The organism is Maritalea mediterranea (genome assembly GCF_021568695.1).
In the GTDB taxonomy this organism is placed as follows: domain Bacteria; phylum Pseudomonadota; class Alphaproteobacteria; order Rhizobiales; family Devosiaceae; genus Maritalea; species Maritalea mediterranea.
Genome location: NZ_JAKGTI010000003.1, coordinates 292891 through 316838, shown reverse-complemented (window position 1 = coordinate 316838; position 23948 = coordinate 292891). Strand labels below are relative to the sequence as shown.

The window sequence follows — 23948 nt, the reverse complement described above, 5'->3', positions numbered from 1 at the left end:
TTTGTCAAATTTAAGAAGTCACAACTCAACTTTGCGCAATTGTCACTTCAGCTTACCGGTTTACGCCGCCATGGTTCATTTATGGTTAATAAAGCGTTGCTGAAGGGGGAATGAATGGTGTCAGCCACATATTTTTCGCATCGTGAACTCCAATGGTCCGCGTTTGAAGTTCTGTGCCCAAAAATAAGCGAACATTATTGCAGCACCACAAAAGGTCAATGAAGCCAACCAGACCGCTTCGATGGTCTGGCCGGAAAGCATATCCAGCGCCTCCAGCGTGCCCATACCAATAAGAATGTGCGCCATATAAAGCGTCAGTGTTTGCCGCCCGGCAGGCAGCAGCACCGGCAAAAGTCTGATCTTTTGAAGCAACGGGGCCAGCAACAGGCACGCCCCGATCAGCACGCTCGCCCCACTGGCCCCGGCCAGCATGTAAAGCGGGGTGGGCGGCACCGGGGCCGTGCCGAACAAGAGCGCCAGTTCAGAATTAGTCACCGCCTGTTGCACCAGATTTGCCCCAAAATGGTTAGCCAGATAGACGATCAAGCCGCCGGCAACCATCACGCCTTGCACCCGCACTTCTCCCAGCTTTTGCCGACTGAGCCAAATGCCGAAAGCAAGAAAGCTGAGCCAGGGCAAGACTGGATGCCAGCCATTGAACATCAAATTGCGCACAAACCCCTCAAAGGTCCAGAAATCCACATAGTCAAACGTGATCCAGTTCCACCCGGCATCATAATCGAGCAACAACAACCCGGCCAAAAAGACGAGATTGATGCCGATAATTGCCCACCAAAGAGACTTGTTATTCAGCGTCAGCAGCCAGGCGGCGAACAGAAAATAGATGGCGTAATAATGAATAATGTCCGCGGGAAAGATCAGCAAATTGATCATGCCGATACCAAAGAGGAACGCGGCGCGCTTGAACAGCAGCGCATAATTGACCCGCTCTCGAAAGGCCAACCCCAGCCCAACGCCCGCCAACACCACAAAGCTGGCCGCGGCGCGCCCTTCCAGCCCTTGCGCCACGCCGAGGGCCATCGCGTTGCCAGCAATGGGCGCGCCCATCACCAGATTAAAATTGACCACCACCATGCCAATAAAGGCAAAGAGCCGCGCCAGATCCAACCCATCCAATCGCCCGGACATATATCACTCCAATTTCAATGAACATTCGTTCATTCATTTAAGCGTTGCGCGCGCGGATGCAAGGGGCTAAGAGACATTATGGTAAAGACTGAGCGGACCAAACGCGAAAAGGCCAAACACGCCAAGCGGCGTTTAATCGTCGAAAGTGCCATGACCTGTTTTATCAAACGGGGCATTGCCCAAACCGGCATCCGCGACATTGCCGATCATGCCAAGATCAGCTTGGGCAATCTCTATAATCATTTCGCCAGCAAAGACGCACTGGTGGCCGAGATTGCCCAGATCGAAGCAGAAGAGTTAAAGCACTTGCTGGAAGACCTGGCGGCGGGTCTGCCACTGCACGCATTTATGCTGCGCTATTTGGCACAAACTGCTAGCCCGGAACATGCTATATTTTCCGTAGAGATTTTGGCCGCCGCCCTGCGACAGCCCGAATTGGCGGCCCCCTTTGATGCCAACCGCAAAGCACTGATCAAAGCTTTGGTGATCCAGACCAACGCCCGCTCCTCAGACATGGAATTGCTGCTTGATGCCATCGAGGCGCTTGGCCTGCGTTGCGGGCTGGACCACCGCAAACCGAAACGAACAGAAATAGAAAGCCTCCAGAAACTGGCGGCAGCACTCACCTAGCCACCAAAGCGGGAACGCAATTCAGCAGGCAGGCGCGTGGGGCGGCCATTGGCCTTCATGGTCACCGCCACCACTCTGGCACGGGTGATCACCTCATCACCCCGGCGCAAAATCTGCTCAAGGATGAAGCGCGATCCTTTCATTTCCAGCACTCTTGTGGTGGCTTCCAATATATCGTCAATATGCGCCGCCCGGTCATAATCGATCTGCATGGAACGGACCGCAAAGGCGATCCCCTCCTCATCAAATAATTGCTGGTGGTGCACGTCATGCGCCCGCAAAAATTCGGTGCGCGCCCGCTCAAAAAACTTCAAATAAGCGGCATGATAGACATTGCCGGAAAAATCTGTGTCTTCATAATAAACCCGGACGGGAAAAATATGCGACCCGTCCGCCTGTAGCGCGCCACCAAACTTCACTTATTGCACCACCTTCGCACAAGTCATATCACCAACGCCATCGCATGGCCGATAGGTCATGACCTCGGTTTCACTGTCATCTTCAAACACGAGTTGTACAGAGAGGGTTTTTGCCGTTTGCGGCGGCAGATTGATCAGCGTCGCATCCCAGGGCGCGTCGCTTGGCAACGCAAAGGGCATATCCGGGATGCACCGCACCATTTCAAACCGCTCGTCAAGCGCATCTGAGTTCACCGAATAACGGATTTCTTTTAGGCGACACCTCGCGGTCAGAATATTTGAAAAATAGATCCATTGCTTGCCATCATATTCCCGAAAAGCCACCCAATTGCTCTTGCTGGCCTCCAGCATCGTCTTGAACATGGAGACTTCCGGCACGCCAGATTTATCCATCGCCATCCCGCTGGTCGGCCAAGCCAACCCAGCCATCACCACCAACGCCAATACTCGTTTCATAAGTCCTCTCGCTTTTCAGCCTTCAAACACAATGTGCAGCGGCAAGGGCGGCAGGTCAATAAAATGCGCATGCAAAGCACGCGGTTGCAGATCAAACTGCTTCAAGGTCGGGCCATTCAACTCGATCCAGCGATAACGATAAATCCGACCCTCTTCTTCATGGGTGTGACAATCCTGATCCGTGACAAACCGGACCTCAGGCGGACATTCAGCGACATAATAAAGGGCCAACTCGTGATAGCGCTCATCATGCAGATCAAAAAAGCTCTCGGCGATAATATGCGGCGCATCTACCTCGATCTTCGCATTCAGTTCTTCGCGAAATTCGCGCTTTAAGCCCTCGACCGAGGTTTCGCCGCGCTTGGGTCGCCCGCCGGGCAGAAACCAGAAACCAAGACCCTCAAAACTGGTGCATAGAATATGATCATGCTGCCGAATAATGGCAGCGCTGCGCACATTAAAATGTTCTTTTGAGGTGCTGAAGCTGAGATCTACCGCCATGGATCAATAATCCGGGTCGATCACACATTCATGCACAAAGGCCTGCGGCAGTTCCACCAGTCGTGAGCGCATGGCAAAGGGATGAAGATTGATCTCAACCAACGCGTCCGGGCTATTGTGCACCCATTCAAAACTGAGGGTCTTGCCATCATCTTCGCCTGTCATACACACGCCTTTTTCAAACGGCACATGCACCGGTTTTTCAATTTCATAATAAAAGCCGAATTCATGAAAACGCTTGCCATAGCGCCAGAAGAAATTCTCCAACATATAGCGCAATTGTGGCGCCTCGATCCGGGCGTTCAGCTCTTCATCCATTTCACGATGGATCGCATCCAAAGAGCTTTCGCCGCGCTGCACCCGCCCACCGGGCAGGCAGACAAAATCATCATCATCTTCCCGCACCACCAGCACATGATCTTCATGGCGAATAATGCCCGCGCAGCGCACATTGACGCGCTCAATGCCCTCATCAAATGTCAAATTGCTCATCAAAAAAACCCTAAAACAAATCAGCCCAGCTCAATCAGATTTATTTCAGGCGGCACCCCAAAGCGCAATGGCAAAACCGAGTAGCCCAACCCGCCTGACACGATCAGATGCCGATCATCCTCCACAATATGCCCATAGGAATATTGCGTGCCATAGCGTTTGCGCGCCGACTTCGCCTTTTTGCGCACCCGCACCTGGCCGCCATGGGTGTGGCCGCTTAATGTGACAGCCACCCTATCCGGCATTTTCTCAAAAATATTCGGCTCATGCGCCATCATCACGATCGGCTCGTTAGTGGTGACTTGCGCCAGCGTACCCTCCAGGTCGTCTAGCCCTTCAATATTGCGGCGGGGATAGCGTCGATTGGCCAACAACGCCAGCTGGCTTTCCAACCCGGCCAGCCAGAAGCCGTAACCGTCTTTCTCCAGCCGGGTTACGTCATTGCTGTAAAGCTTGATGCCGACCTCTTCCAGCGCCTTGCCCGCCATGGTGGGGCCGCCACGCCGCGCTTGCGCCTGCAAATCTTCCCACCAATCATGATTGCCCAGCACCGCATGCACCCCCAAAGGTGCTTTCAACCGCGCCAGCGACTCGGCCCAATGATCATGCGGTAGGCTTTTGAACATAAGATGCATGCCCGACAGATAGTCGCCGAGCAGCACGACAATATCGGGTTTGAGAGCATTGGCCTTTTTCACAATCTTGTCGATGCGTGGCACATTCATCCAAGTGGTGCAGGCGTGTATGTCGGCCAGCGCCACAATGCGCAGCTTAAAACCTGCGGGCCAGTTTGGCGGGGTGAACCGGTCATGTTTTACGTTCAAACGAACCATAAAGGCCTTTCATCGCGTTGGGGGTTGCCCCATCATCGCAAACAATCAGGCACCAATAGGGCAGCAACTATTGGTCGTCGCCTTCGCCCTCTTCGAACAGGCTGGCTTGCACGCCGACAAAACCCTGCGGCACACCCATATTGAGATGCTGGAACGCGCCAGCGGTCAACAGGCGACCACGCGGGGTGCGTTGGATGAAACCCTGCTGGATCAGATAGGGTTCCACAATTTCTTCAATCGCATCGCGCGGTTCCGAAAGCGCAGCGGCGATGGTTTCAATGCCCACCGGCCCGCCGCCATAATTGGTGGCGATGGTGCCCAGATAGCGCCGGTCCAACTGATCCAGCCCGCGCCCATCCACATCCAGACGCCCCAGCGCCTTGTCGGCCACGGGAGCCGTAATCTCGGCCACATCATCCACCTGCGCAAAATCCGCCACCCGGCGCAACAAGCGCCCGGCAATCCGCGGCGTCCCGCGTGAGCGCCGCGCAATCTCCATCGCGCCATCATCGCTCATGCCCACGCCCAAAAGCCGCGCGCCGCGCCGCACAATTTTCACCAGCTCTTCCGGCGTGTAAAACTGCAACCGCACCGGAATGCCGAACCGGTCGCGCAAGGGCGTGGTCAATAGCCCCGCCCGCGTCGTCGCCGCCACCAGCGTAAATTTGGCCAGATCGATCCGCACCGAACGGGCCGCCGGCCCTTCGCCAATGATCAGGTCGAGCTGGAAATCCTCCATTGCCGGATAAAGCACTTCCTCCACTTGCGGGTTGAGGCGGTGAATCTCGTCAATAAACAACACATCGCGTTCTTCCAGATTGGTGAGCAGCGCTGCCAGATCTCCGGCCTTGGAAATCACCGGCCCCGAGGTGGCACGAAAGCCCACGCCCAATTCCTTCGCCACAATCTGCGCCAAGGTGGTTTTGCCCAAGCCCGGCGGGCCAACAAACAACACATGGTCCAGCGCCGTGCCGCGCTTTTTGGCGGCATCGATAAAGACCTGCAAATTCTCGCGCGCCTTTTCCTGCCCCACAAAATCGTCAAACAAGGAAGGTCGCAAGCTGACATCCAACTCTTCCGGCTTCGGCTTTTCAATATTTCGAACGTCGCTATCGGACATAAAGGCCCACCTCTTTATTGGCCGCGTCTGGCCGTTGGGCTGGCCAGCATCCAAATCACCTGCGCCCAGATAAATGAAATCATGGTGCCCGCTATAACGCCTGTCACAAGACTAAACAATATTTGTCCCAAGCCAACGTTATTTAACCCCGAACCCAGCATCAGCCCTAAAGCCACGAGAACCGTGCCGCCAAAGATCGCCCCGGCCAACAAGGCCCGGCGGATGAAGATTGCCCGTTGCAGCACGCGCCCCTTCTTGATGGCCATAGCATAAGGCCCCAACACCAAAAGGCTGAAGGGCAGCGCGGCAACGCCGATAACAAGGGCCATGCCGAACACCCGACCAAGCTGCACCCAATAGCTTGAAACAAGCGGATTGGTGAGTGCGCGCCAAATATCGGAAAAGCTGAACAAGGTGATCAGCAACAGCGCGCTGGCCAGCGGCCCCACAAGGGCGCTGACCCAGACAAACCGTGCCGCTTTTTCCTGCGGGCCCTTTTCTTGAGGCTCTGGTTTGCGCTTGGGCGGCGGTTGGAATTTGACGACATTGCTCAAGAACTCAACTCCTTAAGCCCCATCCGGATCAGTTTTTCGGTGTCTACATCGTCGCCCTCTTTCGCCACAATGCGCGCCACGGCGGCGCTGGCCTGGGCCTGGGCATAGCCCAGATTGGTGAGGGCCGAGACCGCGTCGGCCACATTGCCGGCGGCCACGCCTTCGCCAAGGGCTTCTTGAAGCCCTTGAACGCCCGCATCGATGGTGCCGCCAACCGGGGCCTTGCCTTTGAGTTCAGACACGATCCGCTGTGCCACTTTCGGGCCAACGCCGGGGGCGCGGCCCACCATGGCTTTATCCTGCAAGGCAATGGCAGAAGACAATTCAGAGGCCGAAAGGGTCGACAAAATGGCCAAGGCCACTTTCGCGCCAACACCCTGCACCGTCATCAACAGCAAGAACCATTGTTTCTCGCTTTCGGAAATAAAGCCGAACAGTTTCAACTGGTCTTCGCGCACATAGGTTTCGATAAACAGCGCCACCGCCTCGCCCTTGGCAGGCATGGCCGTCAAGGTGCGGCCGGAACAATGGGTTTCATAACAAACGCCATTGACATCAATCAGCGCCTTGTCGTCGGCAACGCTTTCCACCAAGCCTTTCAACTTCCCAATCATAGACTTGCCTCTTTTCGATTCAGCGCCGGGCGATGGTGGGCATGGGCCACCGCAATCGCCAGCGCATCCGCCGCGTCCGCACCGTTAAACTTGGCCGTGGGCATCAGCACCTTGATCATCATTTGAATTTGTTTTTTATCCGCATGGCCCGCGCCTACCACAGACTTTTTAACCGCATTGGCAGCATATTCGCCCACGCGCAACCCGCACGAGGCCGGCGTCAACAAACACACGCCCCGCGCCTGCCCCAACAGCAGTGCTGAGCGCGGCCCGGCATTGACGAAGGTTTCCTCCACCGCCGCTTCATCGGGGGTAAATTCCTCAATTAGCTTTTTTATTTCGTCGTGAAGACAGAGGAGCCGCTCGCTTAAATCTGGTTCGGTGGGCGGCTTGATGGTGCCCGAGGCGACAAATTTGAGCCGGTTCCCCTCCGTGTCGATCACGCCCCAGCCGGTCTGGCGCAAGCCCGGGTCCAGCCCCAATATACGAATTGAATGTGCGCTCACCGCAGCCCCATCATTTGAATCAAAAGCGGCGCGCACATTGTGTGCACGCCGGTTCAGTTTGAACATGTTCTTGTTCTGTACGCAAGTCAGTTGGCGACATTTGCGCCAGTTTTAGTGGTTGTTATGATCCATGGCGGGCGCACCCAAGGGGGCTGCAGGGAACATCACATCCACGTCGCCCGCCTCTTCAAAGACAAGCGTAATGCTGATCATCTCATCCACTTTGATGGTTTGGTTGAGCCCCATCATCATAATGTGGAAACTGCCCGGCTTCAGCTCAACAGTTTCGCCCGGCTTGATCTCCAGCCCGGCTTCAAGCTGCTGCATATTCATCACGCCGTCCGTCATGTTCATTTCATGAATTTCGACATTTTTCGCCACATCTGACTTGGCATCAATCAGCCGATCTGCCGCTTCGCCCTGATTGGTCAGGGTCACAAAGGCCCCACCCGCCTTGGCGCCATTTGGCGTGGCGCGGGTCCAGGCTTTTTCGATCTTGATGTCGCCGGCCATCACCATTTTGGGATGTTCGGCAAAGCTGGGGGATAGGGTCGCCGCGATCAGCATCAGGGCGGTCATCAACACGCCCACCGGGTTTAAAAATTTGCTCATTTTAGTCCTCGTAAACTTGATTTGAATTGCTGGGTCACATTCAAATCACTTGAGGCGGGGCCCTTTGCGCTTGGGGCCGATAATCGTCCAGCCGTGAATACCCGGAAAAAGGCTCATTCACGTTTGGCAGGACGAGCAGACCAGCATCATGTGCGTCCAGTTCAATCACAGGCGCAATATGCGCCCCGAACCCGGCCAGTTGCGCCAGAACACAAAGCCCGTCTTCTTCGGTCGGCACGTGAGGCGTTTTCGGCACATCCTGCTGGCTGACATTGATCAGCCCATGCGATGTACACAGAATCAAGCCATCTTCATGATTGGAAGAGGAGAGCGCTGCCGCATAGCTGGGCAGCATGGCTTGAAACATCAAGAAAATGGCCAGCGCCACGCCGCACTCTTGTTTAGAGAAACGCGGCAGCAGCAAACCAGCCATTCTTAAACAGTGACGAAACATGGTTCGCCCGATCTTTGATAAGTGTCAGTTACTCTTCCGACAATTTCGCCATATCTTCATCAGACATATCGTAATTGACGTAGATGTTCTGAACATCATCATCATCTTCGAGCGCTTCCATCAACTTAAATAATGTCGCACCCTTTTCCGCATCGATCGGTGTCAGATTTTGCGGCTTCCAGATCGGGTTCACCGATTTGGGTTCCCCAAGGCTCTCTTCCAACGCCGTGGACACGTCGTTCAAATCCTCAAACACGCAATAAATGATGTGGCCATCTTCGCTTGATTCCACATCATCGGCACCCGCTTCAATCGCGGCCTCCATCACGGTGTCTGCGTCGCCAACTTCAGCCGGGTATGTGATTTCGCCCATGCGATCAAACATAAACCCAACAGAACCGGTTTCGCCCAATGCGCCACCATTTTTGGAAAAAATCGCGCGCACATTGGCTGCCGAGCGGTTGCGGTTGTCGGTCAAAGCTTCAACGATCACGGCCACGCCGCCCGGGCCATAACCCTCATACCGGATTTCATCATATGTTTCCGCGTCGCCGCCAATCGCCTTTTTAATGGCCCGTTCGATATTGTCTTTGGGCATCGACTGGGCCTTGGCATTTTGAACGGCAAGGCGCAAACGTGGATTCATTTCTGGATCCGGCATGCCCATTTTAGCGGCAACCGTGATCTCTTTCGACAGTTTTGAAAACTGCTTCGAGCGCGCCTTATCTTGACGGCCCTTGCGGTGCATAATGTTTTTAAACTTGGAATGGCCTGCCATGGTCTTACGGACATCCTTTTGATGAATGAGTGAGTTTGGCTCCTTATATGGCGGGACGCAGCGAAAATAAAGCCTTGCGATCCACTTTTCGTGCCCCGATGCAGCTCTACCCAATCTGCATTCATCCTGACGTGTGAACCAATCTTACTTCCTGGCAACAGCCCCATTATTCAGCAATTGCTGGAACATGTCTTCGAGTGCCGGTTCCAGCGGCCGATAGGTCAGCCCAAGCGCTTCTTTCGATTTGCTGTTGTCGGCGGCCCAAGGGTGATCCACATTTTTGGCCACCATTTCCCGCGTCAGCGCTTTGTTGGCCATTGGGCCAATCAACCACACCAACCACTTGGGCAAATAGCCCTTGGCAAAGGGATAGTGTTCGCCAAATTTGTCGCGCAGCACTTGGCAAATATAGAGAAAATCTCTTGTTTCTTTCGACACAATATGGCGCCCTGCGGCCTCGTCAATAAAACCGGCCCGCAAATGGGCTTCTGCCACGTCGCGCACATCCACCATACCGATTTCCATTTTCGGCACACCCATTTTGAAGGTGCCATCGCCTGCCTGCTTCACCAAATTAAAGCTCTCAGATGTTTGCGTTTCCGCGGTACCTGGCCCGATGATAAAGGATGGATTGATGGTCACTAACTGCCACCGATCTTGCGCCTTCTCCATTTCCCAGGCCGCCTTTTCCGCCTCCACTTTGGAAAAGGAATAAGCCTGATGGTCGAGCCGTGAAGTGGTGTTCCAATCCTTCTCAGTCAATTTGCTCCCTGACGATTTCGCCACATCCACAGCATCGCCATAAATGGCGGCGCAGGAGCTGGTGACCACCACACGTTTCACACTGTCGGTGCGGTTGGCCGATTGCAGTACATTGCGGGTGCCTTTAACCGCCGGATCCACCAGATCTTTTTGCGGATCTTTCACATCCGACGTGAATGGCGAGGCCGTGTGCATCACCACATCGCACCCGGCCATCGCCGCATCAAAACTGCCTTCGTCCAACAAATCGGCTTTGAAATATTTGATCTCACCGGGCAAATCAGCCGCCATCTTATCCAGATGGGCGATCTTTTGGCTGTTGTTCGGGTCGCGCACAGCGGCATGCACCGTTTTGCCCTCTTCCAACAGGCGTTTCACGATCCATCCAGCCAGATAGCCGGTGGCCCCGGTCACCAAAACAGGGGCTTTCGAGGAATAATCAGGTATAGATTGGGACATGTTCATCTCCGTTCGGCTTCGCCTCTGGTCAAATTTGTAATCAGGTGTATACTTAAGCAGTGAATCTATATAAGTCAACAGTTGATTACTTATCATGCCCCCTGCCACGCCAAAGCGCCGCAATGCCGAAAAGACCCAACAAGCCATTCTGGACGCCGCCCGCCAGACCTTTTTCGAAAAAGGCTATGATGCAGCCGGTACGCGCGAGATGGCCGATCGGGCCAATGTGAATGTGGCCCTGATCAATCGCTATTTCGGCTCCAAGGAAGGTTTGTTCAAAAAAGCCATCCTGCCTGAGCTGAATATTGAGTTTTTGTTGGCGGGGGATATGGCGGATTTTGGTCAACGTGTGGCCAATATGTTTGCGGCCAAGACCGGTGAAAAAGAATTTGATCCGCTGGTTGCCCTGTTACGCGCCTCCACCAGCAAAGAAGCGATCCCCCTGCTGCGCCAGACGGTTGAAGACCAGATCATCAAACCCTTGGCCTTGCGCCTTAACGGTAATACCGCGCACGAACGCGCCAGCTTGATTGTCACCCAACTGGCGGGCTACGATCTGTTAAACCGCGTTGTGGATGTGCAAACCACCAGTACCGGAGGGACTGAAGATATGGTCCGACTGTTGGGCAAAACCCTGCAGGATTTGGTGGATCGCGTTTAGCCGCTTGACGCCGTCCCGAACAAAAAGTGGCGTTCGCCACGCATTCTGATCTTAGGCAAGCTAAATCCGACTTGATCCCGGCTCAAGGCCGGGAATGCGCCAGAGGTAAAAGCAGGGTGACTATCAAATTGAGAAGCGTACGTAAGATTAGCTCTCCCCTAACCAAACTCACCACCGTCATTGCAAGACTTGATCTTGCAATCCATTTCACTTGAGCGACGCGGTAAGATCGTACGTTCTTTCACCTGCAGTGCATCGGGGAAACATGAAATGGATTACGCGGGCAAGCCCGGTAAGATAGTTAGTCTTGGTTAACTCTTTCAAAAATCCAATCTGATTTTTGGACCTAATCAAAGTCCGGCAGCGCCTGGCCGATTGAGCCGCCCACCCGCAAAGGCTGGATGGAGGTACAAAGACCTGTGCGATTGTCAGCTTCAATGGCAACGCCGCAAAGGCTCGGGCTGCCCTCTGCCGGGGTAAAGCGTTCGCGGGTGAGGCCGGTGAGAAACCGGTTGACCGGCTCTTCGGCGTCCATACCGATCACGCTGTCATAATCGCCGCACATGCCCGCATCGCTCATCAGCCCTGTACCGCCTTTCAACACACGATGATCGGCGGTTGGAATATGGGTATGGGTGCCCACGACCAGGCTGGCACGGCCATCCAGAAATTGGCCCATGGCCTGCATTTCTGAAGTGGCTTCCGCGTGAAAATCCAAAATGATGGCATCCGCCACTTCGCCCAGCGGGCAGTCGGCAATGGCTTTTTCAACCGCAAAAAAGGGATCTTCAATCGGGTTCATAAACACCCGCCCCAGCGCATTGATCACCAGCACGCGCTGGCCATTGGGCGCATCATAGAGCATGGCCCCGCGGCCCGGTGCCGCATCACTCATATTGATCGGGCGCAGCAGGCGATTGTCGCGGGCGATCACGCCAAAGGTTTCGCGCTGGTCGAAGGCATGATCGCCCAGGGTGACCATATCGGCGCCCGCATCCAGCAAGCATTCAAAATGCTTTTCGGTCAGCCCGCGCCCGTGCGACGCATTTTCCCCATTGACGATAACAAAGTCGAACCGATAGCGCTGCTTGATGTCGGGCAGATAATCAACAACTGCCCGTCGGCCCGCCCGGCCCATCACATCGCCCAAAAACAAAATCCGCATATAAACGCGCCCTGCTGTGCGGCCGGGGCCTAGCCCTCGGAAAACCGCCTTACTCCATTTTCCGTGACCACCATATCCAAGGGCACATCATGCGTGTCACGCGGCAAATGGTCAAATTCCTGCACGCCAAAGGCGTAGCCCACCAATAAGGGTTTTTGCGGCCAGGATGCAAGGCTGCGATCATAATATCCGCCCCCATAACCCAAACGCGTGCCCGTGCCATCAAAGCCAAGAAGCGGCGTCACCACAATATCGGGCACCACGGTTTCGGCGCCGGCGGGTGGCGCCATGGTGTTGAACCCGTTGGGCACGAGCGGATCGGTGGGCGCCCAGAGCCGCATTTCCAGCGGCAGATCGCGCCCCATCACCACCGGCAGGCAAACCCGATGTCCATCATCCATAAAGTGGGTGAGCAAGGGCGTGCAATCCAGCTCGTCGCGAATGGCCCAATAAATGGAAATGGTCTGGGCATAAGGCACCGGCACCGCGGCGATAAAGGTTTCTGCTGCGGCTTTGGCCGCCTCTTTGCGATAGGTATCCGAAAGGCTGGCGCGGCGCGCATGCGCCTCTTTGCGCATTTGCGCCTTTACCGCATCAATCGCGTCTTGCTGTTCCAATGTGGTGTCGGTCAACTTACCCGCCCTCAAAAATGAAATTGCCGCCCTGGCCGTCGGAAATTTAGATCCTGGAACCTACAATAGTAGGTGGGCGCCGTGATGAAAAAGCCCACGAGCCTAATCAGTGACAGCTCCCTTAAGGATCGGTAAGGCCCCGTGGATGCTTATTTCCGGCACGAACCGGGCAGCGGGTTAGATATAGTGAAGACAAAGGCAAAACGAAACCCCAAATTTCGGCTAATTTTGCATCTCTTCTTCGGCGTCCAGCTCCAGCTGTTTCGCAAGGGTTTCCACACGCTCCGCTATCATCACCACCTGATTGGCGAAATTTGCCTCCAACTGGTCGCGATCACTGATCAGATTGTTGCATTTGGACGAAAGTTTTTCCAAAGCGCCGCGTGCATCTTGCAGTTCATCTTCAAGCGCTTTCATATCATCCATCACGGTGAGCGCCGCCATGACGGTGAGCCGCACATCCCCTGCCTGGCCAAATTCTGATTTAAGGGCTTCCACATAGGCTGAAAACCGATCCGCCAAAGCCCGCACATGGCCTTCCTGGCCATCTTCACACGCCATGCGATATTTGCGCCCGTCAATTTCAACCTGTATGTCCGCCATAAAAAGATCCTGTTACGCTTCGTCTTCCCCATTTAGGGCCACTTGCACCTTTTCCATGGCACGCATTATCCGTTTTGAAACATCCTTTGCGGATTGTTCAACTGTGCGGGCATAGGCGCGCGTTTGATCCAGTTCGTTGGCCAGACGTGATCGATCGGTTGCCAGATTTTGCACTTGATGCTCGATCTTACTCGCATCGATCACCTTGGACCGAGCCCGATGCGCCAAGCGCTCCAAGCGGTCCAACGCCTTGTCGAGGCGCCGATTTGCGTCTTCAATCGAATATTTTTGTTCGCCCATAATCGTCCAACATCAAAGCGTAAGTATGGCTACATACGCCGAACTTTATTTTGATTCTCATAGATGTATAGCTAAAAGCTCACCTAAAAGACCATATTCGCCTAGCTTTGTACAACAAGTTTGGCGAAATTGGGGGAATTGACTCAAAAGGTGTAGCTGCTATGAGTGCGCCAAAATATTTCTTGCTTACGCAACAGATTTAACCGGGGCAGCATTTAAATGACTGATCTAGCCAAAACAAGCGCAATGGCCAACGCAATTCGCGCACTTTCTATGGACGCGGTGCAAAAAGCCAATATCGGGCATCCGGGTATGCCGATGGGCGCTGCCGACATTGCGACGGTTTTGTTCACCAAAATCATGAAATTTGATCCCAAAGCGCCAAACTGGGCCGATAGGGACCGTTTTGTGCTTTCCGCCGGTCACGGCTCCATGCTGCTTTACTCGTGCCTGCACCTGCTGGGCTATGAAGATATGACCATGGACGAAATCAAAAATTTCCGTCAGTTGGGGTCAAAAACGGCAGGTCACCCAGAATATGGCCACGCGACAGGTATCGAAACCACCACCGGCCCACTGGGGCAAGGCATTTCCAATGCCGTCGGCATGGCAATGGCCGAAGCCAAAATGGCCGCCGACTTTGGTGAAGATTTGGTCGACCACTACACCTATGTAATTGCTGGCGACGGCTGCCTGATGGAAGGCATCAGCCAGGAAGCGATTGGCCTTGCCGGTCACCTAAAGCTGAAAAAGCTGATCGTGATCTGGGACGACAACGACATCACCATCGATGGCAAAGTCTCTCTTTCTGACTCAACTGACCAGCATGCCCGCTTCCGCGCCGCCGGCTGGCACACCATTGCGGTGGATGGCCACGACGAAGATGCGGTGGAAAAAGCCATCCTCGAAGCGCAGAAATCTGACAAGCCCACCATGATCGCGGCAAAAACCGTTATCGGTTTTGGCGCCCCCACCAAGGCAGGCACATCTGCCGCCCACGGTGCGCCGTTGGGCGATGAGGAAATTGCCGGTGCCCGCGCAGCCCTCGGCTGGGATCACCCGCCATTCGAAATTCCGGAAGAGGTGTTGGACGCGTGGCGCTTGGCGGGTTGTCGCTCCACCAAGCACCGCACGGCATGGGAAGAGCGTTTGGCCGAAAAAGACGCCGACACCCGCGCTGAATTTGAACGTCGTCTGAGCGGTGAGCTTCCCTCCAGCTTTGCAGCCGACATCAAGAAATTCAAGCATCAGCTGGCCGACGAAAAGCCAAAGATCGCGACCCGTGTTGCCTCCAACAAGGCGCTCGAGGTGATCAATGGCATTATGCCGGAAATGTTTGGCGGCTCTGCCGATTTGACTGGCTCCAACAACACCAAGTCTGGTGAACAAGGCATTTTCACAGCCGACGACCGTTCCGGCAATTATGTGTATTACGGGATTCGTGAGCACGGCATGGCAGCGGCCATGAACGGCATTGCGCTACATGGCGGCCTGATCCCTTACGGCGGCACCTTTATGGTGTTCACCGACTATTGCCGTCCGTCCATCCGCTTGGCGGCCTTGATGGGCATTCGCTCCATCTTCGTGATGACCCACGATTCCATCGGCCTGGGCGAAGATGGCCCGACCCACCAGCCGGTTGAACATTTGACTGCGCTGCGCGCCATTCCAAACCTCACTGTGTTCCGCCCGGCGGACGCCACAGAAACGTTGGAATGCTGGGAACTGTCGCTAAAGCAAAAAGACAAGCCATCCATCTTGTCTCTGACCCGTCAGGGCGTTCCGGCTGTGCGCACCGAGTTCAATTCGGAAAACCGCTGTGCCAAAGGCGCTTACGTGCTTAAGGGCAATGAAGATGCCGATGTGGTGTTGTTTGCCTCCGGTTCGGAGGTTTCCGTGGCCATGGATGCCGCCAAAGAGCTGGAAAACAAGAAGGTCAGCGTCCGCGTTGTGTCTGTACCATCCATAGAATTGTTTGAGCAGCAATCAAATGATTACAAGGCTCAAATCTTTGGCAATGCCAAGGCCCGCGTGGCGGTTGAAGCCGGCATCGAGATGAGCTGGCAGAAATTCTTGGGCCCTACCGGTAAATTTGTCGGCATGGACTCATTTGGGGCCAGTGCCCCGGGCGATCAACTGTTTGAACACTTTGGTATTACGGCCAAAGTCGTGGTTGATGCAGCCTTGTCCCAACTGTAATTAACGCAAAAATTTCCTTCCCTCGCATTTGGAGAACAAAAATGGCAGTACGGGTTGCAATTAATGGTTTTGGTCGCATCGGCCGCAACGTCTTGCGCGCGATCATCGAGTCTGGACGCACCGATATCGAAGTGGTGGCGATCAACGATTTGGGACCGGTGGAAACCAACGCCCACTTGATCCGCTATGACAGCGTGCACGGCAAATTCCCCGGTGAAGTCAAAGTGGATGGCGACACAATTGATGTTTGCCGTGGCCCGATGAAAGTCTACGCCATCCGCGACCCTAAAGAACTGCCTTGGGGCGAACTGGATATCGACATTGCCATGGAATGTACCGGCATTTTCACCGCCCGTGACAAAGCCGCGATGCACTTGGAAGCTGGGGCCAAGCGTGTTCTGATCTCTGCACCTGGCGCAGATGCAGACATCACGGCCGTTTATGGCGTGAACCACGACAAAATCACAGCTGACCATAAAGTGATTTCAAACGCCTCTTGCACCACCAACTGCCTGGCCCCATTGGCCAAAGTGCTGCACGAAAAAGTGGGCATTGAAAAAGGCATGATGACCACAATCCACTCCTATACTGGTGACCAGCCGACTTTGGACACAATGCACAAGGATTTGTATCGTGCCCGCGCAGCCGCGATGTCCATGATTCCAACTTCAACCGGTGCAGCAAAAGCTGTTGGCCTTGTGTTGCCTGAACTGAATGGCAAGTTGGACGGCATGTCCGTGCGTGTACCGACACCAAACGTTTCAGTTGTGGATTTGAAATTCATTGCCTCACGCGAAACCACAGCCGACGAAGTGAACGAGATCGTGAAAGCCGCTGCCAATGGCGAGCTGAAGGGCGTGCTGGATTATGATCCGGAATCTAAAGTCTCCATCGACTTCAACCACGACCCCGCCTCTTCCAGCTTTGCGTCTCAACAGACCAAAGTGATGGACGGCAATCTGGTGTCTGTGATGAGCTGGTATGACAATGAATGGGGCTTCTCCAACCGCATGTCCGACATGGCGGTGGCGATCGCAAAGACCATTTAATCATCATCAGCATTGCTTATTTCGGAGGGGCTCTTTTGGGGCCCCTTCTTTTTAGCTACAATCAGAAGTGATTTGGCCCTTATTCAATGGGAAACAAAATGACCGATTTTAAAAAACTCGAAGATTTCGACTTTAACGGCAAAAAAGTGCTGGTGCGGGTGGATTTGAATGTACCTGTAGCCAATGGCGAGGTGACCGACAGCACCCGCATCGAGCGGCTGGCCCCCACCATGTCTTACATTATTGAACAAGGCGGCACGCCAATCCTGCTCTCACATTTTGGCCGCCCCAAGGGCCAGGTCAATAAGGGCATGTCGTTGAGCGTGGTGGTGCCCGCCATCCAGAAAGCCTTTGGTCAACCCGTTGAATTTGTGGACACAGACTGGACGGATGTCAGCGCGGCCAAAGAGCAAATCGCCAAGGGCGCGGCCGGCACCATCTATGTGATGGAAAATACGCGCTTCCATCCGGGCGAAGAGGAAAATGACCTCGAATTGGCCAAGCGCATGGCGAGCCTGGGCGATATTTACTTGAACGACGCCTTTTCATCCGCCCACCGCGCCCATGCCTCCACCGAAGCGCTGGCGCGCAAGCTGCCTTCGGGCGCCGGACGCGCCATGGAAGCAGAATTGTCTGCATTGCAAGCTGGTCTAGGCAATCCCAAAAAACCGGTAGTGGCAATTGTGGGCGGCGCCAAAGTCTCCACCAAGCTCGACCTGTTGGAAAATCTGTTGACCAAGGTGGAAGGTTTGGTGATTGGCGGTGGCATGGCCAACACCTTCTTGCACGCGGAAGGCGTGGATATTGGCAAATCCCTTTGCGAAAAGGACCTCGCCGAAACGGCACGCCGCATCTATGACAAATCGTCCGACGAGAACTGCGCCATTATCCTGCCCGTCGATGGGGTGGTGGCCTGGCACTTTGAAGCCAATGCCCCGCACCGCACCTATGGCCTTGAGGCCATGGACAAGGAAGGCATGATTTTGGATGCAGGCGAAAAATCCATTGAGCGCATCAAGGGCGCGATAGATGAAGCCAAAACCGTCATCTGGAACGGCCCGCTGGGCGCGTTTGAACTGGATCCCTTTGGCCACGCCACCATCGAGGTTGCCCGCTATGTGGCCGAGCGCACCAAGCAAGGCAAGCTGGTTTCTGTGGCTGGCGGCGGCGACACCGTGGCCGCGTTGGCCAAGGCAGGTGTGGTGCAGGATTTCACCTATGTCTCCACCGCTGGTGGGGCCTTCCTCGAATGGATGGAGGGCAAGCCTTTGCCCGGTGTGGAAGCCCTGAAAGCATAGCGATAGAAGCCCCGCCTGAGCAGGGCTTTTTATTCACTTCTGTTGCGCACGAAACTCAGGGACGGGCAGCCCGCCAATGCCCCAATTTTCCAGCGGCACTTCATCAATCACCACAAAAGTGGTCGCCGGGTCTTTGTGCAGCACTTTCTGCAGCAAATCGGTGGTGCCTTTGATCAGCGCTTTTTTCTGCTCACTGGTCACGCCTTCATCGGTGACTTCAATATGGACATAGGGCATTAGTTGTTCTCCTGAATGTGAAAGATTTTGGCCATGATTTTCCACTGGCCGCCTTCACGGACCAGGGTGAGAAAATCAACAAATTGCTTGGTGCCGATGCGACAGCGCACTTGCGCAAAGGCAGTGTTGGCCCCGGCAAACTGGATTTGATCAATCACATCATGCCGTTCTTCGCCGCGTGAGGCGGGCGATTGGCGCTGGGCCAGCACCTCAAAATAAGTCGGCATATCGCGATAAAGCAGCGGCGTTTCATCTGCCGTGGCGTAAACGGCCCGCGGGTGAAATATCCGTTTGAAGATATCGAGATCGCACGTATAGAGCCCGTCAAAATAGTCTTGCAACACCGGCAGCAACGCCTCGATCTGTTGCGCTGTAGGGGCCGGGCTGTCTTGGAGTTGCGGTTGAACTGTTTGCATCATCTTTCCTTTTCGGCAATGAGAGGCCTAATCTAGGCATGCAGTTTCTATTGACAACCCAGTAACTGATGGTAACTTTGAGTTAGAGGTTACCGCCGGGAAAGCTGGTGGCTGCGATGGAGCGTTGATTGGTGTCCAAGAATGGTCGCGCTGGCAGGGTTTTCCTCTTGCAATGATGAATCGAACGCCGGAAGGGCCGGAAACCATGTCGCTTAAGCTGCGCAAAAATCAAAGCCCCCCTCCGCCGCAAGGCTGCGCACTGACTGAATGCATGTCGCTGATCGCCGGGGCCTGGGCGCCCAATGTGATCTGGCATTTGCGGGCCGGACCGCGCCGGTTTAACGAGTTGCGCGTGGATATTCCGCCCATCTCGGCAAAAATCCTCTCCGCCCGCTTAAAAGAACTGACCGCCCGTGGTGTGGTTAAGCGCACTGTGCGCCCCACTTCGCCGCCTTCGGTGGAATATGAGCTGACGCCCCTGGGTGCCGAACTGGTGCCCGCCCTCGCCGCGATCGTGGAGGTGGGCTACAAACTGAAGCAGTCGGCTTGATACAGCCATAATTTATGCCCATCTTACCTTGCATGTTCCGCAGGCAAGAGAGGCAGCCATGAAGGCCTATATTTGCGAAAAATACGGCGCTGCCGACAATTTGCAGCTGAAGGATATTGAGATTCCCACCCCCGCCCCGGACGAAATTCTGATCAAGGTCCACGCCACCTCGCTTAACAGCTGGGACTGGGACAAATTGCGTGGCCATGTGTTTACCCGCTTTGAAAACATTAAGGTGCCAGCCCACCCGATTTTGGGCGGCGACGTTGCTGGCGTGGTGGCACATGTGGGGGATCAGGTCACCCAATTTGCCGTAGGTGATCGCGTGTTTGGCGATCTATCCCAAAGCGGTTGGGGCGCCTTTGCGGAATATGTGTGCGGCAAGGCAGAGAACATGGCGAAAATCCCCGAAGGCGTGAGCGATGAAGAAGCGGCCACCCTGCCTCAAGCTGGCCTGTTGGCGCTGCAAGCCACGCGCATGGGCAATATTCAGCCCTGCATGCATGTGCTGATCAATGGCGCTGGCGGCGGTGCAGGCATGTTCGCGGTGCAGCTGGCCAAACTTCAAGGCGCAGTGGTGCACGCCGTGGACAGGGCGGAAAAGCAGGAGGCCATGCACGCCTTTGGTGCCGACCATACCTATGATTTCAAGGCCACCGATTTCTCCCGCCTTGAGCAAAAGTTCGATGTGGTGATCGACATGGTGGCCCGCCGCCGCCCGGCCAAATGTTATGATGCACTCAAGCCCCATGGTCACTATATTGTGGTGGGCGGCAACGCCTTTATGCTGTTGCGCTTGTTTTTGGCCAGCCGCAAAACCCGCGAGGATGGCAAAAAGATCAGCATACTTGCCTGGGACAATGCGTCGGATCAAATGACCGAGATGGCGGAACTGGTGCGCGACAAAAAAATACGCTGCTTTATTGAGCAGATTTACCCGTTTGAACATCTCAAAGGGGCCATGGCCGCCCAGTCAGAAATGTTGGCCAAAGGCAAACATGTGGTGCGCATGGTGCCTGATGGCGCGCGCTACCTGCCCTACCCGGAAGCATCTTAAGCTATTGATATATAACCTTAAATCCGCCGAAAAGTGCCGGATAAGTCAAAATTTTGCGTCACAGTGTCAAAATTATTTGACACTTAGTCGAAAATATCATACATAACGTGCAACAAACATGACACCATGTATGAGTTTTACGACACAAGGACAGCGAAATGTCTTATCACGAACGCAATATCATCACCTATTTGATCACCGGCATCATTGTGATGACCCTCTACAGTTTTCATATGTATGACCAATATCAGGCTGGTCTGCTGGACGGGCCGGATGCAGGCATTCAGGTGGGCTGGAGCGCCATCAAATTGATTGCCGGATCGGTGGTGATCACCATCATCGTCACGGTGATTATCACAATCGTCAATGCCATCATCACCAAGAACACCGAATTTGATGAAGCCGACGAGCGCGACAAGCTGATCGATATGATCGGCATGAAGGTCGCCTTTATCACCTTCTCTGTCTTTTATGTGACGGGTATGATCTGGCTTGCCTTCGGAGCCCCCATGCAATTTATCCTGCTCGGCAGTATCTATGCCATGTTTATGACCAGCATGATTGAAGGCATCACCCGTCTGGTGCTCTATCGCCGGGGCTTTTAGGCATGGCGAAAAAGAACCAGAAGGGACAGATCACCAACAATATTCGCCGTTTGCGCTTTGACCATGATGAAATGAGCCAAAAGGCGCTGGCCGAAAAAGTGGGCGTTTCCCGCCAAACCATTGTGGCAATAGAGGCGGCCAAATACTCCCCGTCGTTGGAATTGGCGTTTCAGATCGCCCATGCGTTTAAAACGCCAATCGAAGACGTGTTTGGCTATATCCCGCCACCGGACGAATAGGCGAGAAGCCCAATAAATCGGGGCCACGGCCCCAGCGCGAAAGTAAAGTCAACTGAGTTTCGATTGTGACCATCAAGTCGGAAAGCGTTACAGCTATGTCTGAACAAAATATTCAATTCTGGGATAAGCGAGCGGCAAGCTATGACCGCGCTATGTCCGACCATGATCAAATTTATCGGGACCGAATGGCACGCCTACGCGCCGCGCTCAGTCCCCAGGATCAGGTCATGGATTTCGGCTGCGCCAGCGGCGAAATCGCTCTTGATCTCGCGCCCCATGTCAAAACCATCGAAGGGATCGATGTCAGCTCGAAAATGATCGAGCTGGCCCAGACCAAAGCCAGTGAGCGCCAGTTCAATAATGTGAGCTTTTTGGCCACCGACCTTTTTGACCCCCGGCTGGAGCCGGAGAGCTATGACGCGATCATCGCGCTCAATGTGCTGCATTTGGTGCGCGACCACATCGCTGTGCTGCCACGCTTGAAAGAGCTGTTGAAACCCGGCGGCAAATTACTGGTGGAAACACCCTGTCTGGGCGAAGCTTGCTGGTGGCAAAAGGGCTTGATCCGCGCCGCAGGCGCCATCGGCCTGGCTCCTTACGTCCACATCTATCAGGCGCAAGACCCGCAAAAAGAGCTGGCGCAATGCGGCTTCACAATTTTGGGGAGTACCTACGCCCCCACCCACGATCACCGCGCCACCGTGACGGCGCAAAAGAACGAACAGGAAATCAAATGACCAACCAAACCATGAAGGCCGTATATTACGAGCGATTTGGCGACCCCGACGTGCTGCAAATTCGCGACATGCCCATCCCGGCCCCAAAAGACAATGAAGTGCTGATCCGCGTTGAAGCGGTGCATATGGGAAATGGCGATGCCCTTGCCAGACGGGGCAAATCTCCATGGCCGCTTATGAAGATTCCGGCCAAACTGTTGTTGGGCTTATTCAGGCCCCGCAACCGCATTCTTGGCGGCGAATTTGCCGGCGTGGTCGACAAAGTCGGCAGCAAGGTCACCAAATATCAGCCTGGTGATCGCGTGTTCGGCTTTACCGATATGCAATTCGGTGCCCAGGCGGAATTTGTCTGCTTGCCGGAAACCGCTCCTTTCACCCATTGCCCGGACAATGTGTCGTTCGACGATGCGGCGGCCATTGGCGGGTCTAATGCGCAAACCGCATGGTATTTCATCAAAACGGCCAACATCAAACCCGGCGACAAGGTGCTGATCAATGGCGCTTCAGGCGGCATCGGCCGGGTGGCCGTGCAACTGGCCAAGCATTTCGGCGCCCATGTCACCGGCACCTGCTCTGCGCAGAATATGGAGTTGGTGCGCAAGCTGGGTGCAGATGAGGCCATTGATTATCGCGCCACTGACTTCACTAAGGGCAATGAGAAATATGATGTGATTATTGATTGCGCGGGCTTTCTGCCCTTTGAAAAAGTAGCACCGGTGCTGACCGACAAAGGCAAACATCTTTTGGCAATGTTTCATATTTCGCACCTGCTGCAGCAGCGCAAAACCAAGGGCAAGGGCGGCAAAGAACAATTATGTGTGCTTGCCCCTGCCGCGCCGGAAAGCCTGGCAGGCATTGCTGATCTTTTGTCAAGTGGCGAACTGAAACCAGTGATCTCCCATCGCTTCCCGATCGATCAGGCCGTCGAAGCTGCTCGCCTTTACGACACCAACAGCCAACAAGGCTGCATTATCATTCACCCACAGGATGGAAACTCACAATGACTCCTCTTGATCCCAAAAATCTGCGGCTTTATGCCATCGCCACCGGCCTATTCTTTATACTTCTCTTGGCCACTGGCCCTATCGGCCTGATGTATATGCCCGAACAGATTTTTAATCTGGCGGACGGCGCGCAGACCGCGCAAAATCTTGTCAGCCAATCCGGCCTGTTTTTTATAGGCATTGGCGCGCTGGTGATGATCGTGCTGGTGGAAATTGTGCTGTGCTGCCTGCTTTATGTACTCACCCGCCCCGTCAGCCAGCCGATCGCGCTGATGGCGCTGGCCGCGCGCCTTTCGATGACAGTGGTGATTGCCATGATCATCGTGCCGCTGTTAGTGGCGCAACAATTGGCCGCCGCCACCCCGACTGATGGCGCGACACAGAATCTGATCCTGGCGCTCCACCAGTCCAATCTGGCTGGCACCCTCATCTGGCAATTTATCTTTGCACTGCATCTGGTGTTGCTCGGCTATCTGGTGTTCAAAAGCACCTATCTGCCGCGGCTCTTAGGTATCGCCTTGCTTATCGGCGGCTTTGGCTATCTCGCCGACTCCGTGGGCCGCATGCTAGGGCTGATGGATATTGGCACCTATGCCGTCATCTCCAACAGCCTTCTCGCCGCAGGCGGCATCGGCGAAGTGGGCCTCGGGCTATGGCTGCTGATCAAAGGTGTCCATGTCGATAAGTTTAAAGCCAAAGCCCTCGCCGCTTGAACGCGCACTCATAATGGCCCGCTTCGGCTGGCCATTGCCAGATTCTGGGATTATGGTTACCGCTGCACAGCTGACCCAAACGCCTACAATATCGAACTAACCCCTTCAAAACCATACCAAATTGATACCACCCTCACCGAAAAG

32 protein-coding genes and 1 other RNA gene are annotated in these 23948 nt (G+C 54.7%); 12 read left to right on the top strand and 21 right to left on the bottom strand.

Features of this window, described 5'->3' with window-relative positions; all coding sequences use genetic code 11:
* Positions 1-120 precede the first annotated feature (120 nt).
* The gene (locus L1I42_RS14430) at positions 121-1149 is read right to left on the bottom strand and encodes a DUF418 domain-containing protein (protein ID WP_236115368.1); all 1029 of its coding nucleotides are present in this window, start codon (positions 1147-1149) and stop codon (positions 121-123) included.
* A 78-nt stretch (positions 1150-1227) separates the two neighbouring features.
* Here L1I42_RS14430 and L1I42_RS14425 point away from each other — a divergent pair, with 78 nt between their 5' ends.
* Positions 1228-1779, top strand: coding sequence for a TetR/AcrR family transcriptional regulator (locus L1I42_RS14425; protein WP_236115367.1), 552 nt, complete (start codon positions 1228-1230; stop codon positions 1777-1779).
* Here the strand turns inward: L1I42_RS14425 and ybgC are convergent.
* The 13 genes from ybgC to L1I42_RS14360 all read right to left on the bottom strand — a co-directional run bounded on the left by ybgC (position 1776) and on the right by L1I42_RS14360 (position 10339).
* Positions 1776-2198 (bottom strand): tol-pal system-associated acyl-CoA thioesterase, encoded by a 423-nt coding sequence (gene ybgC / locus L1I42_RS14420; RefSeq protein ID WP_236115366.1) that lies wholly within the window; start codon positions 2196-2198, stop codon positions 1776-1778. The two genes, L1I42_RS14425 and ybgC, sit on opposite strands and share 4 nt — an antisense overlap.
* The gene (locus L1I42_RS14415; protein WP_236115365.1) at positions 2199-2654 is read right to left on the bottom strand and encodes a hypothetical protein; all 456 of its coding nucleotides are present in this window, start codon (positions 2652-2654) and stop codon (positions 2199-2201) included. It lies immediately after the preceding gene.
* Between the two features lie 15 nt (positions 2655-2669).
* A complete protein-coding gene (locus tag L1I42_RS14410; RefSeq protein WP_236115364.1) occupies positions 2670-3155 on the bottom strand; it encodes an NUDIX hydrolase in 486 nt (161 codons plus the stop codon).
* 3 nt (positions 3156-3158) lie between these two features.
* Positions 3159-3647 (bottom strand): NUDIX hydrolase, encoded by a 489-nt coding sequence (locus L1I42_RS14405; protein ID WP_236115363.1) that lies wholly within the window; start codon positions 3645-3647, stop codon positions 3159-3161.
* A gap of 20 nt (positions 3648-3667) precedes the next feature.
* Complete coding sequence (locus L1I42_RS14400; RefSeq protein ID WP_236115362.1) at positions 3668-4480, bottom strand: metallophosphoesterase; 813 nt, start codon at positions 4478-4480, stop codon at positions 3668-3670.
* Positions 4481-4547: 67 nt separating this feature from the next.
* Positions 4548-5600: a Holliday junction branch migration DNA helicase RuvB gene (gene ruvB, locus L1I42_RS14395; protein WP_236115361.1), complete on the bottom strand. Its 1053-nt coding sequence runs from the start codon at positions 5598-5600 to the stop codon at positions 4548-4550.
* A 14-nt stretch (positions 5601-5614) separates the two neighbouring features.
* A complete protein-coding gene (locus tag L1I42_RS14390; RefSeq protein ID WP_236115360.1) occupies positions 5615-6154 on the bottom strand; it encodes a hypothetical protein in 540 nt (179 codons plus the stop codon).
* On the bottom strand, positions 6151-6768 hold the full coding sequence (gene ruvA / locus L1I42_RS14385) for a Holliday junction branch migration protein RuvA (RefSeq protein ID WP_236115359.1): 618 nt from the start codon (positions 6766-6768) through the stop codon (positions 6151-6153). Before ruvA ends, L1I42_RS14390 begins: the two co-directional genes overlap by 4 nt.
* A complete protein-coding gene (gene ruvC / locus L1I42_RS14380; RefSeq protein ID WP_236115518.1) occupies positions 6765-7274 on the bottom strand; it encodes a crossover junction endodeoxyribonuclease RuvC in 510 nt (169 codons plus the stop codon). The genes ruvA and ruvC overlap by 4 nt, the downstream gene beginning before the upstream one ends.
* Before the next feature lie 111 nt (positions 7275-7385).
* Positions 7386-7886, bottom strand: a complete 501-nt coding sequence (locus L1I42_RS14375; RefSeq protein ID WP_236115358.1) for a copper chaperone PCu(A)C — start codon at positions 7884-7886, stop codon at positions 7386-7388.
* A gap of 40 nt (positions 7887-7926) precedes the next feature.
* The gene (locus L1I42_RS14370; RefSeq protein ID WP_236115357.1) at positions 7927-8340 is read right to left on the bottom strand and encodes a DUF2946 family protein; all 414 of its coding nucleotides are present in this window, start codon (positions 8338-8340) and stop codon (positions 7927-7929) included.
* Positions 8341-8368: 28 nt separating this feature from the next.
* Positions 8369-9118, bottom strand: a complete 750-nt coding sequence (locus L1I42_RS14365) for a YebC/PmpR family DNA-binding transcriptional regulator (protein WP_236115356.1) — start codon at positions 9116-9118, stop codon at positions 8369-8371.
* 144 nt (positions 9119-9262) lie between these two features.
* Positions 9263-10339, bottom strand: coding sequence for an NAD-dependent epimerase/dehydratase family protein (locus L1I42_RS14360; RefSeq protein WP_236115355.1), 1077 nt, complete (start codon positions 10337-10339; stop codon positions 9263-9265).
* 94 nt (positions 10340-10433) lie between these two features.
* Here L1I42_RS14360 and L1I42_RS14355 point away from each other — a divergent pair, with 94 nt between their 5' ends.
* Positions 10434-11000: a TetR/AcrR family transcriptional regulator gene (locus L1I42_RS14355; protein WP_236115354.1), complete on the top strand. Its 567-nt coding sequence runs from the start codon at positions 10434-10436 to the stop codon at positions 10998-11000.
* Between the two features lie 346 nt (positions 11001-11346).
* Here the strand turns inward: L1I42_RS14355 and L1I42_RS14350 are convergent, their stop codons facing one another.
* From L1I42_RS14350 to L1I42_RS14330, 5 genes are all read right to left on the bottom strand, one after another.
* Positions 11347-12165 (bottom strand): TIGR00282 family metallophosphoesterase, encoded by an 819-nt coding sequence (locus L1I42_RS14350; protein ID WP_236115353.1) that lies wholly within the window; start codon positions 12163-12165, stop codon positions 11347-11349.
* 29 nt (positions 12166-12194) lie between these two features.
* The gene (locus L1I42_RS14345) at positions 12195-12797 is read right to left on the bottom strand and encodes a 5-formyltetrahydrofolate cyclo-ligase (protein WP_236115352.1); all 603 of its coding nucleotides are present in this window, start codon (positions 12795-12797) and stop codon (positions 12195-12197) included.
* Positions 12798-12816: 19 nt separating this feature from the next.
* A non-coding RNA gene (ssrS, locus tag L1I42_RS14340) (6S RNA) lies at positions 12817-12976 on the bottom strand.
* A gap of 43 nt (positions 12977-13019) precedes the next feature.
* A complete protein-coding gene (locus tag L1I42_RS14335; protein ID WP_236115351.1) occupies positions 13020-13400 on the bottom strand; it encodes a cell division protein ZapA in 381 nt (126 codons plus the stop codon).
* 12 nt (positions 13401-13412) lie between these two features.
* Positions 13413-13700, bottom strand: a complete 288-nt coding sequence (locus L1I42_RS14330) for a DUF4164 family protein (protein WP_236115350.1) — start codon at positions 13698-13700, stop codon at positions 13413-13415.
* Between the two features lie 219 nt (positions 13701-13919).
* Here L1I42_RS14330 and tkt point away from each other — a divergent pair, with 219 nt between their 5' ends.
* The 3 genes from tkt (at position 13920) to L1I42_RS14315 (ending at position 18246) form a co-directional block, all read left to right on the top strand.
* Positions 13920-15899 (top strand): transketolase, encoded by a 1980-nt coding sequence (gene tkt, locus L1I42_RS14325; RefSeq protein ID WP_236115349.1) that lies wholly within the window; start codon positions 13920-13922, stop codon positions 15897-15899.
* Between the two features lie 41 nt (positions 15900-15940).
* Entirely contained in the window at positions 15941-16948 is a 1008-nt protein-coding gene (gene gap / locus L1I42_RS14320; protein WP_236115348.1) for a type I glyceraldehyde-3-phosphate dehydrogenase, read from the top strand.
* Between the two features lie 98 nt (positions 16949-17046).
* The gene (locus L1I42_RS14315) at positions 17047-18246 is read left to right on the top strand and encodes a phosphoglycerate kinase (protein WP_236115347.1); all 1200 of its coding nucleotides are present in this window, start codon (positions 17047-17049) and stop codon (positions 18244-18246) included.
* A 33-nt stretch (positions 18247-18279) separates the two neighbouring features.
* On the opposite strand, the gene L1I42_RS14310 is transcribed toward L1I42_RS14315, so the two are convergent.
* Entirely contained in the window at positions 18280-18483 is a 204-nt protein-coding gene (locus L1I42_RS14310; protein ID WP_236115346.1) for a tautomerase family protein, read from the bottom strand.
* Positions 18483-18899, bottom strand: a complete 417-nt coding sequence (locus L1I42_RS14305) for a nuclear transport factor 2 family protein (protein WP_236115345.1) — start codon at positions 18897-18899, stop codon at positions 18483-18485. Before L1I42_RS14305 ends, L1I42_RS14310 begins: the two co-directional genes overlap by 1 nt.
* A 172-nt stretch (positions 18900-19071) precedes the next feature.
* On the opposite strand from L1I42_RS14305, the gene L1I42_RS14300 reads away from it, so the two are divergent.
* The 7 genes from L1I42_RS14300 (at position 19072) to L1I42_RS14270 (ending at position 23804) form a co-directional block, all read left to right on the top strand.
* Complete coding sequence (locus L1I42_RS14300) at positions 19072-19449, top strand: winged helix-turn-helix transcriptional regulator (protein WP_236115344.1); 378 nt, start codon at positions 19072-19074, stop codon at positions 19447-19449.
* 58 nt (positions 19450-19507) lie between these two features.
* A complete protein-coding gene (locus tag L1I42_RS14295; protein ID WP_236115343.1) occupies positions 19508-20506 on the top strand; it encodes an NAD(P)-dependent alcohol dehydrogenase in 999 nt (332 codons plus the stop codon).
* Between the two features lie 158 nt (positions 20507-20664).
* The gene (locus L1I42_RS14290; protein ID WP_236115342.1) at positions 20665-21111 is read left to right on the top strand and encodes a hypothetical protein; all 447 of its coding nucleotides are present in this window, start codon (positions 20665-20667) and stop codon (positions 21109-21111) included.
* 2 nt (positions 21112-21113) lie between these two features.
* Positions 21114-21350 (top strand): helix-turn-helix transcriptional regulator, encoded by a 237-nt coding sequence (locus L1I42_RS14285; RefSeq protein WP_439651507.1) that lies wholly within the window; start codon positions 21114-21116, stop codon positions 21348-21350.
* Between the two features lie 95 nt (positions 21351-21445).
* Positions 21446-22087: a class I SAM-dependent methyltransferase gene (locus tag L1I42_RS14280; protein ID WP_236115341.1), complete on the top strand. Its 642-nt coding sequence runs from the start codon at positions 21446-21448 to the stop codon at positions 22085-22087.
* Entirely contained in the window at positions 22084-23091 is a 1008-nt protein-coding gene (locus tag L1I42_RS14275; RefSeq protein ID WP_236115340.1) for an NAD(P)-dependent alcohol dehydrogenase, read from the top strand. Before L1I42_RS14280 ends, L1I42_RS14275 begins: the two co-directional genes overlap by 4 nt.
* Entirely contained in the window at positions 23088-23804 is a 717-nt protein-coding gene (locus L1I42_RS14270) for a DUF4386 domain-containing protein (protein ID WP_236115339.1), read from the top strand. The genes L1I42_RS14275 and L1I42_RS14270 overlap by 4 nt, the downstream gene beginning before the upstream one ends.
* Positions 23805-23948: the final 144 nt, after the last annotated feature.